Consider the following 10,563-nt stretch of genomic DNA (forward strand, 5'->3'; position numbering starts at 1 on the left):
TAATTAACGCCTAAAGAGCTTATTGAGGGGTTAATAGAGCAGCCACATGCTGTATTTGCTTCTCTTGAGGGCTTGGTTCGCAAGGATATTTTTTACTAAGCCCTAATAAAGCAACTTGAGATACTGTCATTTTATCTTTGTCACTTTGTTGGCTGGATATCTCTTTATAAGTTTGTTGAATGAGTTCATTCATTGTAAATGCATTCAGCTGTGCTCCTTGGGGTAGACAAAAAATAGGTTTGCCTTGGCTTTTTGCCGTCTCATTAGCTTGTATCAATGTTTCAGCAATGCTTTCACTGGTTATTGTTAGTACGTGACGTGCTGATCTTGCCCAGGCTTGTGCTTGAGGATCCGCCTTCATCTCCATTTGTGGAATATTGTTAGCTATATTCATATAGTTATTAATAGTATCGGCATATAAATATCCACTGACAAATGTTAAACCAATAAATAAAACGCGCATTTTAAATCCTCAAGATTCTTTATTATTGTTCAAATAAATAATAGCTACTAGGGTTGTCTGGACATTCGTGCGGTCCACATTCTAAAAATGTACTGATTCCATTGGCAAGAATCAAGACAATAAATAACCCAATGATTATTTTTATTCCCCAGTTCTGTACTTTGTATTCTGGCATAATGCCACGCTCAAGAATTAAAGCTATTGCTATCAACAAGATAATGACTGAAAAGATTATTACTGACCAAGTATAAAAATGTAGTCCCCAAAATAAATTTCCATAGCCTGGGTCACCTGGCATTAAATGGATGTAAACTTGCCGAATGGAAATAGATAGTCCTAAAATAGCAGCCAAAAGCATTAGTCCATAATGGGATGCTCTAATACCTAATTTTAAATTCATCATAAAACAAAGTCCCACAGCAACATAGCAAACCCGTTGCAAGATGCATATTGGGCAAGGTAGCGCATGAAATAGGAATTGATCTGCGAATGCGAAAATTAAAATGCTACAAATTATAACTAGCCCTGCTGTATTTCCTAAAAAATGAAGTTGTGCTTGTTTATTCATAAACTCACCAGGTGACTGTGATAATTAAAGACTATTAATACAAGCAAGAAGCTGATAAAAAATTGGAATATGATAGTTTTATTAGGTTTATATAGAATTTGTAAGCCAATAATGAAATAAAGCAAAAACAGCACTGTTATCATCATGATCACCGTCGTTTTTGTGGATTACATCAAAAGTATAGATTGTTTATTAAACAATTTAGAAATTTTAGGTCTGTATTCTATAATCACAACATACTGCGGTTTGTCCCTGGGGGATCCTCACTGTCTCAATTTTTTGAGAAACTTTCATGGAGTTGCCCGCGGTACCCAGAAATCTCTCGGTATAACTGGGCTCTGTCGACAAGCCTCAGAACGCCACACACTCTAAATCCCATGCGGTTGAATAAGTCCCAATTTGAATGCAATGAATAAAAAGATAAATAAGGACAATGAGATCCCAATCCGAATAGTTAAAGCCTTAACAGTACGTTTGGATTTATCTGAGTCTTTGACCAGATAAAAAAGTGCACTTGCTAAGGAAACAACAATAATAATCATGATAAAGATAATGAAGATTTTTGTGAACATTTGTTATACTCCCGATATTGCAAGTTTCATGGGCCTCTTGTGAAGCTTCTTAGACGAAGAGTAATTGTTTTGTTGGCGAGTTGCTCAAATTTCCTGTACTAATTCGTATATTGGATTTCTGCACTTCGCTCCTGATTGCACTTCTGCCTTCCAGTGTGTTTCAAAAGAGGTCTATTGGAATGTTATTAAATTAATAGTAGTTGATTAAAGATGCCTAGTTTAACCTGTTTTAATTTTCGTTTCACCTCAAACTGGCCAATGCTTGTTCTTACTGCATCCTTCATTTTCATGTTCATAAGTCTTGGATTGTGGCAGATCCAGAGAGCCGATGAAAAAACTAGAATGATAGCAGCTCAAGAAAAGTTAGCAAAACAAAAACCATTTCTTTGGGGTATTGAACAAAAACTGCCAGAACAATATCAAAGAATTAGTTTACAAGGAATTTATCTCCCTGACCTATTTTTTCTGGATAACCAGCATTATCAACATCAATTTGGTTATAATGTATTGTCTCCTCTGCTTCTTAGTGATGATTCTATTGTTATGGTAGATAGAGGTTGGGTTTCTGGTGACATGACACGGCGAACGCTTCCCAAAATTCAGACTCCCAATGGAAAAATTGAAATACTTGGTTCTGTTTATTTTCCAAGCCAGAAACAATGGGTACTAGGGCCACGCTTTGAAAAAAAAGGGAGCAAAATGACTGTTCTTGAGCTTGTTGATGAAGAAATACTGAAACAAATTTTGCAAAAAAAAGTCTATCCGTTTATTATTCGTCTCGACAAAAATGAGCACTTTGGTTTTGTACGCGAATGGAAGATAGTATCCATGGCTCCCGGACGGCATTTTGCTTATGCAGTACAATGGTTTGCCATGGCATTAGTGATTCTGTTTATATTTGTAGCGTTAAATTTAAAGAAAAAATGAAGAAGCAATACACTAAATATATTACTCTATTAATATTGGCAGCAATTTTTGCTGCACCAGGAATAATTGCTTATTTATTCTATCAACATCCTTCTTGGCTAGGTTCTTCTAAAGTGAATAAGGGGATTTTGTTGTCACCGCCAATAGCTATGAAGCCTTTCGATAACCATGTAAAATGGCGCATTATTTATTGGAGTCCCGAAGGCTGTGATAAAACTTGCCTGAAGCAGCTTAATCTGTTGGGTCGTATCCGTCTTGCTTTGGGACGAAAATTATACCAGGTGGATGAGTGGTTAATTCTAAGTAATAAAGATTCATCAGTCGCTGAAGAATTGAAGCCTATTTTAAAGGAACAGGACATCCATGTTGCTGCATTGCCATTAATTGAAATGGCAAAGTTAACCAATTTATCTTCAGACGCAAAAATTTTTGTAGCGAACCCAGATAATTACCTCATATTAAGTTATCAGCCAGGAGGTAATCCAGATAACATCTACAAAGATCTGAAACTTTTGCTCAACACAACTGAAATTAAGAGTGGATAAGTTAATGTCTAATCGTTCAATAAGAGTAGTGGCTTCTTTGGCTGTTTTTCTGGCTTTCGTTGTGATTATGTTAGGGGCTTATACTCGCTTAACAGATGCCGGATTAGGTTGTCCAGATTGGCCAGGCTGTTATGGTCGGATGGTTCTTCCCGGAGTAGATAAAGGCCTGCAGGAAGCTCAATCCAAGTATCCTAATCTTCCTATTGAGTCAACAAAGGCTTGGACGGAAATGGTTCATCGCTATGTAGCAGGGGGTTGGTCTTTTGATTTTTTTCATGGCGTTCAGAGTATTAATCAGTCGTCTTCAGAATAATACTTTACCTTGGCATCTCCCTACAGCATTGTTGCTTTTAGTGGTATTTCAAGCAGCACTGGGAATGTGGACTGTCACTTTAAAGTTGTTACCTGTCGTAGTAATGGGGCATTTATTAGGTGGTATGTTAATAGTGGCTTGTTTATGTCGGTTTCGCTTACAAATAAGCCATTTGCGTGGTCAGGATTTACCTGAATGGCGTCCCTGGTTGCGTTTGGGAATTTTTATCATTTTACTGCAAATCGCGTTAGGAGGGTGGGTAAGTGCTAACTACGCTGGTATTTCTTGTATAGGCTTCCCAATGTGTAACGGAGTCTGGTTCCCTGAATTGCATTTTGCCAAAGGATTTAATTTATTTTCTGCAGTAGGAGCCAATTATCAAGGTGGATTACTTGAGAATGAAGTTCGGGCTAGTATTCAATTTGCACATAGAGTCGGAGCCATGCTGACTGCAAGCTATGTGTTGATTCTTTCATTAACAATACTAATTCAAAGTCGGTCACATTATTTAAAAGTAACAGCTATTATTATGGCTCTGCTGGTATTGCTTCAATTCACTTTAGGAGTAATGAATGTGATTTATTTGTTACCGCTTAAGGTGGCAGTTGCCCATAACGGAATGGCAGCCCTGTTATTAGCAACTGCATTTAGTGCTTTGCATTTTACTAATGGGGGACCAAATCATCATGCCTACTGAATGTGCGACTCGTCTCTCTGTAGATTGGCGTGATTATATAGAGCTGTGCAAGCCACGAGTTGTGTTGCTCATGTTATTAACTGTAATAGTGGGAATGTACTTAGCATCTCCCGGTTGGATTAATTTAAAGTTAATAGCATGGACTTTACTTGGAATTGGTTTATGCGCTGGGAGTGCTGCTGCAATTAATCATTTAGTAGACAGACATGTCGATTCTGTTATGGACAGAACTAAAAAAAGGCCAGTAGCCTATGGAAGAGTCTCAGTAAAACAAGCATTATGGTTCGCTGTGACTATTGGGATATTGGGATTAAGTATTCTGATTGTATTTGTTAATCTATTAACAGCATTATTGACATTTGTAACATTGATTGGATATGCCGGTATTTATACAGGGTATTTAAAGCGTGCTACTTCGCAAAATATAGTCATTGGTGGTTTAGCTGGAGCTGCTCCTCCATTGCTAGGTTGGACTGCCATTACGAATCAGCTCGATCCAGCGGCGTTATTGTTAGTACTCATTATATTTACTTGGACCCCACCTCATTTTTGGGCGTTAGCAATTTATCGATATAAAGAATATCAGCACGCTGAAATTCCAATGTTACCTGTGACACATGGTATTCCGTTTACCAAATTAAATATTTATCTTTATACCGTTTTATTACTAGTCGTCAGTCTTCTCCCTTTTATTGTAGGCATGAGTGGCGGAATTTATTTGCTAGGTGCTTTAATCTTGGGTAGCCGATTTTTATTTTGGGTGCATAAATTATACCGTACTGACAAACCGGTGGTTGCTATGCAAACATTCAGGTTTTCTATTGTCTACTTGATGTTACTGTTTGTCTTTTTATTAATAGATCATTATTTTTAAGGGGTTAAAATGAACATAAAAACAAAAGGGTTCTCTTTGACAGTACTTGCCCTGATTAGTTTGTTTGCCGGTGTTTATATTTCTCAAAATTTTCATTTTAAGAGAAAGATCAATGTTGCTGAGTTTCATGGAACCTATCTTGAAAATCCAAGAAGTGTTAATAATTTCAGTCTAATGGGTACTGATCAAAAAACTTTTAATAATTCAAGCTTGCAGGGCCAATGGACTTTGGTATTTTTTGGATTTACCAATTGCGGTTACCTGTGCCCAACTACTATGGCGGAACTTGGGAAAATGTACCGAATTCTAGAAGAAAAAAATGTGAAAAATTTACCACAAGTCGTGATGATATCTATAGATCCACACAGGGATAGTCTTGAGAAATTAGGAAGTTATGTGACTTCTTTTCATAAGTCATTCTATGGCGCGAGAGGTGATGAGGATTCAATTAAATTAATGACCCATGAGATGGGTATTGCATACACCAAAGTGGCTAATACGGATAATATTGATCCGCAAGATTATGATATACAGCACAGTGGGGCTGTAATGCTATTTAACCCCCAAGGGGAGTTAAATGCCTTTTTTACTACGCCACACCATGCTGATATATTGGCTAAGGATTATATCCTATTAGTGTCATAACCCATAGAAACCAATACCTTAGTCAATATCAAAAATAGCTAAGGCTGGTCTTATTTGATGCCACAGTGACAATCTAAAAGGTGTTGTCAGATTAATTACGTTGCGAAAAATTTATTCAACTCATAAGTCAATTTGAGAGGATAATTCGTCATTTTTAATCTAGGCTTTAGATAAGAGCTGTGAACATCATTGAAATTACTGAGGACTGTTTAATTCATGAAAATTGCGATATTAGCAACTAACCCACATTTATATTCTCACAAGCGATTAAAGGCTGAAGGAGAAGCTGCTGGCCATGAGGTTAAAATTATTAATCCGTTGTATTGTTATATGAATGTTGCGGCGTCTAACCCTAAGGTTCATTATCGAGGAGGAACTCCTTTGCCGCATTTTGATGCTGTGATTCCAAGAATTGGCGCTTCAATTACCTATTACGGAACTGCTGTTTTGCGGCATATGGAAACAATGGGGATGTATACTCTTAATGAGTCTCTTGCAATCTCACGTTCTAGAGATAAATTTCGATCATTACAATTATTGGCACGTAAAGGCATTCCTATGCCGTTAACTAGCTTTGCCCAATCTCCTGATGATACTGAGGATTTGATTCATATGGTGGGTGGTGCTCCTTTAGTTATAAAACTATTAGAAGGGACTCAAGGTAAAGGAGTAATTCTTGCTGATAGCCATCAATCGGCGGTAAGTATCATTAATGCGTTTAAAGAGATGCATGCTAATATATTAGTACAAGAATTTATTGAAGAGTCTCGTGGTACAGATATACGCTGTTTTGTTATAGGAGAAAAAGTGGTTGCTGCCGTAAAGAGGCAGGCCAAAGAAGGAGAATTTCGAGCTAATGTTCATCAAGGCGGAAAAGCAATTAAAGTAAAACTTTCTCCTCAAGAGCGTGCTATTGCTGTTAGTGCAGCGAAAACAATGGGGTTAAAGGTAGCCGGTGTGGATTTAATTCGTTCAAATCATGGACCATTAGTGTTAGAAATTAACTCATCTCCCGGTCTTGAAGGCATAGAGAAAGCAACCAATATTAATTTGGCTGGAAAAATTATTGAATATATTGAGAAGAAGGCAAAACCAATTAGCTTGAATCATCGATTTCATGGTTAGTTCTTAATGAGTTCCTGATTTAGAGTCACTCTTACCAATTAACCAATCGGCGTTGACTTCAAGCTCTTGAGCTAAAGTCTTCAATAGTGCCTCATCAGGGCTTGTCACTCCATTAAGCAAGGCTTCTGCTTTAAATTTTGGAACTTTAATAAGTTTGGAAAGTACCTCGATTCGTTCCGCAGTAGCTTCTGGTACGCCAATATTGTCTAACTCCTTATTGAGTCTTTCTGAGAATCGTTTGTTAAGCATATTTGGGCTCCTAAATAAACTTGTTTTTATTTAACTAGCGTTAAATGCTCATATGAATCAACTCGTATTTATTTCTATAGCATAAAAATGAAGTTTTGCAATTTTTAGAGATTAGTTCTGCCAGAAATTAAAAAATCAATTTTGATTGACGCTTGATTATAGTGATGTAAAATCGATGAAATTCAAGGGATAGTTATTAATTTTTGGGATGATATATGCTCTTTAAAACCGAATCGAAGTATCCTTGCGATTTCATTTTATTTGGTACTTTGGGTGATTTGTCTTGCCGAAAATTATTGCCTGCCTTATATCAATTAGAATATGCCGACTTGCTTCATGAAAAGACAAGAATTATTGGTTGCGCGCGTGAAGAGCTAGTATTATCAGCTTATGTTGATCTGATTAAAAATAAAATTAAAAGCTTTCTCCCAGATAAAATTGATGAAGCAGTCTGGTTACGTTTTGTCGAGAAACTGGCTTATTGCAAACTTGACTTGAATAAACCGGATGATTATCAACAATTAATGGACTATGTGAATCCATCTGAGCGAGTCATTATTTCTTATTTAGCGATTCCACCAAGCCTTTATTCTCAAGCTTGCTATGGCCTTTCTCAACTTGGTCTAACAAGCCAACCATCCCGCGTTGTTCTGGAAAAACCTATTGGCCATGACTTACCTTCCTCCATAGCGACAAATGATCAGGTGGCTTGTTTTTTTGCGGAAAACCAGATTTATCGGATAGATCATTACTTAGGTAAAGAAACTGTATTAAATTTGTTGGTTCTTCGTTTTGCTAATTCAATTTTCTCAACCAATTGGGACAATCGGGTTATTGATCGTATAGAGATTGCCGTCGCTGAAGAAATAGGAGTTGAAGGCCGTTGGGAGTATTATGATAAATCGGGACAAGTCAGAGATATGTTGCAAAATCATTTACTGCAAATATTATCTTTGATCGCAATGGAGCCCCCGTTGAGTCTTTCTGCAGAAAGCATTCGCAATGAGAAATTAAAGGTATTGAAATCATTGCGCTTTATTAACAAGACGAATGTACATGACCATACAATTCGGGCTCAATATGTAGCTAATCATTTGATAAATGGCAAAAAAATACTGGGTTATTTGGAAGAACAAGGAGCCAGTCAGACATCTAAAACAGAAACTTTTGTTGCCATTAAAGCGTATGTCGACAATTGGCGATGGGCTGGTGTGCCATTCTATATGCTAACTGGTAAAAGATTGCCCAAAAAACAAAGCGAGGTAGTGATTTATTTTAAACCCCAGCCCTATAATATCTTTCACTCTCTTAAAGAAGAATTATCACCCAATCAGTTAATTATACGTTTACAACCTGATGAAGGTGTCGAAGTGCGGATAATGAATAAAGTACCAGGTCTTGGCGAGCGCATGGAGTTACATGATAGTAAATTAGACTTGAATTTTCACCATAGTTTTAAAACTCGCAGAATCGCTGATGCTTATGAAAGATTGTTATTAGAGGTGATGTTAGGCAATCAATATTTATTTGTGAGCCGAGAAGAAATTGAACAAGCCTGGCAATGGATCGACAGCATTGTGTTTGCCTGGGAGGAAAAAAATATTCCACTGTATACTTATCCATCAGGTTCTTGGGGGCCCAAAGAAGTCATGCGTTTATTTAATGGGCAGGCACATGTTTGGGGCGAGCACAATGCAATTATATAGTTTTACCGATGCCAATCAGTTAACTCATGAAATGGCAGAAAAGTTAAAAACTATTTTATCAAATGCTATCAAATTACGAGGAAAAGCATATTTGGTTGTTTCTGGAGGTAAAACTCCAATTGATTTATTTAAGAAGCTGGCTTTAGCTGACCTGCCTTGGGAAAAAATTGTCATTACATTAGCCGATGAGCGATGTGTCGGCTTGGCAGCCTCCCAACGTAATGAACGGTTGATTTGCGATTTCTTACTGCAACATAAAGCAAAAAATGCAAAATTTATAAGCTTATATGACGAAAAAGTAGATCTCTTGACACATTTACAAACTGTGGATAGGTTAATTGATTCTTTACCAACTTTTGATGCGGTGATTTTAGGAATGGGCGAAGATGGACATACAGCTTCGCTATTCCCCTGTAGTGATGAACTAAGTGCTGGTTTAGATGATAAGGCAAAGGCAATACTTTTAGTCAATCCTAGAACAGCCCCATTTCAGAGAATTAGTTTATCCAAAAGACGGTTACTAGATAGCCATAATATTTTTTTACATTTGTTAGGCCAACGAAAGCGATCTGTCTTGGAGCAGGCCATGAGAAATAACAAACCGGCCATTATGCCAGTTTGTGCCGTGTTACATAACTCCAAAGCTAATGTGCAAGTGATGTATGCTCCGGCTGATGAGGAAAAAGAATGCACCCTATAATAAAGCAAGTGACAGCAAATATCCAAAATCGAAGTGCCCAGAAAAGATCAGTGTATTTGGATCAAATTGCTAAAGCGCGTATTTCAGGCCCGCAACGAGGTCTATTGCATTGTGGAAATTTGGCTCATGGTTTTGCTGCCTGTCCTAAACAAGACAAAGCTATTTTAAGAGGTAGTTCCCAGGCCAATATAGCGATTGTTTCCTCCTATAATGATGTGCTTTCTGCACACCAACCGTATGCTGTTTTTCCTGATTTAATTAAAGAGGCCATTTCAGTAGCAGGTGGTGTAGCCCAGTTTGCTGGCGGTGTTCCTGCTATGTGCGATGGGATCACGCAGGGGCAGCCTGGGATGGAGTTGAGTTTACTAAGCCGTGATGTTATCGCGTTATCTACTGCTATTGCTTTGTCTCATAACATGTTTGACGGGGGATTGTTGTTAGGTATCTGCGACAAAATAGTGCCTGGTTTATTAATGGCTGCTTTGGCTTTCGGCCATCTGCCTTTTATCTTCGTCCCGGCTGGTCCTATGCCTTCTGGTATTTCCAATCAGGAGAAAGCAAGAGTTCGCCAATTATATGCTGCAGGCCAGGTAGATAAGAGCGCTTTATTGGATGTGGAAGCTTCCTCATATCATTCTCCAGGTACGTGTACGTTTTATGGTACCGCAAATTCGAATCAATTAGTTGTTGAGTTGATGGGGTTACAGCTCCCTGGTTCTTCATTTGTTAATCCCAACACTCCTTTGCGAGATGCGTTAACGAAAGCAGCAGCGCGCCAAGTGTTATCTTTGACCGGTCTAAATTCTGATTATGTGCCAATAGGGCAGATGATTGATGTGAAAAATATAGTAAATGGAATCGTTGGATTATTGGCTTCGGGAGGATCTACTAATCATACCATGCATTTGATTGCCACAGCAGCTATGGCAGGGTATTCGGTAAACTGGGATGATTTTGCACAATTATCAGCAGCCACTCCATTAATCGCTCGGATTTATCCAAACGGTCAAGCAGATATCAATCATTTCCAAAAAGCAGGCGGGATGGCTTATTTTGTTAAAACTTTATTAGATGTTGGCCTACTCCATGCTGATGTTCATACCGTGGCAGGTTACGGTTTAGATAGGTACACAAAACAGCCTCAATTGATCAATGGTGAATTGATTTGGGTTGAAGGCC

The 10,563-nt window shown here is 37.9% G+C and carries 13 protein-coding genes and 1 pseudogene; 9 read left to right on the forward strand and 5 right to left on the reverse strand.

The genetic code is table 11. The features are described from left to right. Positions 1-19: 19 nt before the first annotated feature. The 4 genes from OK13_RS08540 to OK13_RS08550 all read right to left on the reverse strand — a co-directional run bounded on the left by OK13_RS08540 (position 20) and on the right by OK13_RS08550 (position 1,603). Positions 20-463, reverse strand: a complete 444-nt coding sequence (locus OK13_RS08540) for a hypothetical protein (protein ID WP_035890131.1) — start codon at positions 461-463, stop codon at positions 20-22. A 22-nt stretch (positions 464-485) separates the two neighbouring features. Then, positions 486-1,031 carry a disulfide bond formation protein B gene (locus OK13_RS08545; RefSeq protein ID WP_035890133.1) on the reverse strand — a complete coding sequence of 182 codons (546 nt, stop codon included), beginning with the start codon at positions 1,029-1,031 and terminating at the stop codon, positions 486-488. Further along, positions 1,028-1,177 (reverse strand): DUF5993 family protein, encoded by a 150-nt coding sequence (locus OK13_RS16180; protein ID WP_420911427.1) that lies wholly within the window; start codon positions 1,175-1,177, stop codon positions 1,028-1,030. Before OK13_RS16180 ends, OK13_RS08545 begins: the two co-directional genes overlap by 4 nt. 222 nt (positions 1,178-1,399) lie before the next feature. Beyond that, entirely contained in the window at positions 1,400-1,603 is a 204-nt protein-coding gene (locus OK13_RS08550) for a twin transmembrane helix small protein (protein ID WP_035890135.1), read from the reverse strand. Between the two features lie 210 nt (positions 1,604-1,813). On the opposite strand from OK13_RS08550, the gene OK13_RS08555 reads away from it, so the two are divergent. From OK13_RS08555 to rimK, 6 genes and pseudogenes are all read left to right on the forward strand, one after another. After that, positions 1,814-2,530 carry an SURF1 family protein gene (locus OK13_RS08555; RefSeq protein WP_035890137.1) on the forward strand — a complete coding sequence of 239 codons (717 nt, stop codon included), beginning with the start codon at positions 1,814-1,816 and terminating at the stop codon, positions 2,528-2,530. Next, positions 2,527-3,075, forward strand: a complete 549-nt coding sequence (locus OK13_RS08560; RefSeq protein WP_035890138.1) for a hypothetical protein — start codon at positions 2,527-2,529, stop codon at positions 3,073-3,075. Before OK13_RS08555 ends, OK13_RS08560 begins: the two co-directional genes overlap by 4 nt. Positions 3,076-3,079: 4 nt before the next feature. Then, positions 3,080-4,085 (forward strand): annotated as a pseudogene (locus OK13_RS08565) (COX15/CtaA family protein). Beyond that, positions 4,075-4,959 carry a heme o synthase gene (cyoE, locus tag OK13_RS08570; RefSeq protein WP_035890140.1) on the forward strand — a complete coding sequence of 295 codons (885 nt, stop codon included), beginning with the start codon at positions 4,075-4,077 and terminating at the stop codon, positions 4,957-4,959. Before OK13_RS08565 ends, cyoE begins: the two are co-directional and overlap by 11 nt. A 9-nt stretch (positions 4,960-4,968) precedes the next feature. Next, positions 4,969-5,604, forward strand: coding sequence for an SCO family protein (locus OK13_RS08575; RefSeq protein WP_035890142.1), 636 nt, complete (start codon positions 4,969-4,971; stop codon positions 5,602-5,604). A gap of 216 nt (positions 5,605-5,820) precedes the next feature. Beyond that, complete coding sequence (rimK, locus tag OK13_RS08580) at positions 5,821-6,729, forward strand: 30S ribosomal protein S6--L-glutamate ligase (protein WP_035890147.1); 909 nt, start codon at positions 5,821-5,823, stop codon at positions 6,727-6,729. Positions 6,730-6,732: 3 nt separating this feature from the next. On the opposite strand, the gene OK13_RS08585 is transcribed toward rimK, so the two are convergent. Continuing rightward, positions 6,733-6,978, reverse strand: a complete 246-nt coding sequence (locus OK13_RS08585) for a hypothetical protein (RefSeq protein WP_035890149.1) — start codon at positions 6,976-6,978, stop codon at positions 6,733-6,735. Positions 6,979-7,193: 215 nt separating this feature from the next. Between OK13_RS08585 and zwf the strand changes: the two genes are divergently transcribed. From zwf to OK13_RS08600, 3 genes are all read left to right on the forward strand, one after another. Then, positions 7,194-8,684 carry a glucose-6-phosphate dehydrogenase gene (zwf, locus tag OK13_RS08590; protein ID WP_035890150.1) on the forward strand — a complete coding sequence of 497 codons (1,491 nt, stop codon included), beginning with the start codon at positions 7,194-7,196 and terminating at the stop codon, positions 8,682-8,684. Further along, complete coding sequence (pgl, locus tag OK13_RS08595; RefSeq protein ID WP_035890151.1) at positions 8,671-9,384, forward strand: 6-phosphogluconolactonase; 714 nt, start codon at positions 8,671-8,673, stop codon at positions 9,382-9,384. The genes zwf and pgl overlap by 14 nt, the downstream gene beginning before the upstream one ends. Then, positions 9,372-10,563, forward strand: a 1,192-nt coding sequence (locus tag OK13_RS08600; protein WP_035890153.1) for a dihydroxy-acid dehydratase domain-containing protein, incomplete at its 3' end; no start/stop codon positions are given. The genes pgl and OK13_RS08600, both read left to right, overlap by 13 nt.

The sequence above is a fragment of the Legionella norrlandica genome (assembly GCF_000770585.1).
Classification (GTDB): domain Bacteria; phylum Pseudomonadota; class Gammaproteobacteria; order Legionellales; family Legionellaceae; genus Legionella; species Legionella norrlandica.

Bases quoted from the DNA above. Each gene is read 5' to 3' on its own strand.
- OK13_RS08540 (WP_035890131.1), bottom strand. From the start codon at position 463: ATGCGCGTTTTATTTATTGGTTTAACATTTGTCAGTGGATATTTATAT.
- OK13_RS08545 (WP_035890133.1), bottom strand. From the start codon at position 1,031: ATGAATAAACAAGCACAACTTCATTTTTTAGGAAATACAGCAGGGCTA.
- OK13_RS16180 (WP_420911427.1), bottom strand. From the start codon at position 1,177: ATGATGATAACAGTGCTGTTTTTGCTTTATTTCATTATTGGCTTACAA.
- OK13_RS08550 (WP_035890135.1), bottom strand. From the start codon at position 1,603: ATGTTCACAAAAATCTTCATTATCTTTATCATGATTATTATTGTTGTT.
- OK13_RS08555 (WP_035890137.1), top strand. From the start codon at position 1,814: ATGCCTAGTTTAACCTGTTTTAATTTTCGTTTCACCTCAAACTGGCCA.
- OK13_RS08560 (WP_035890138.1), top strand. From the start codon at position 2,527: ATGAAGAAGCAATACACTAAATATATTACTCTATTAATATTGGCAGCA.
- cyoE (WP_035890140.1), top strand. From the start codon at position 4,075: ATGCCTACTGAATGTGCGACTCGTCTCTCTGTAGATTGGCGTGATTAT.
- OK13_RS08575 (WP_035890142.1), top strand. From the start codon at position 4,969: ATGAACATAAAAACAAAAGGGTTCTCTTTGACAGTACTTGCCCTGATT.
- rimK (WP_035890147.1), top strand. From the start codon at position 5,821: ATGAAAATTGCGATATTAGCAACTAACCCACATTTATATTCTCACAAG.
- OK13_RS08585 (WP_035890149.1), bottom strand. From the start codon at position 6,978: ATGCTTAACAAACGATTCTCAGAAAGACTCAATAAGGAGTTAGACAAT.
- zwf (WP_035890150.1), top strand. From the start codon at position 7,194: ATGCTCTTTAAAACCGAATCGAAGTATCCTTGCGATTTCATTTTATTT.
- pgl (WP_035890151.1), top strand. From the start codon at position 8,671: ATGCAATTATATAGTTTTACCGATGCCAATCAGTTAACTCATGAAATG.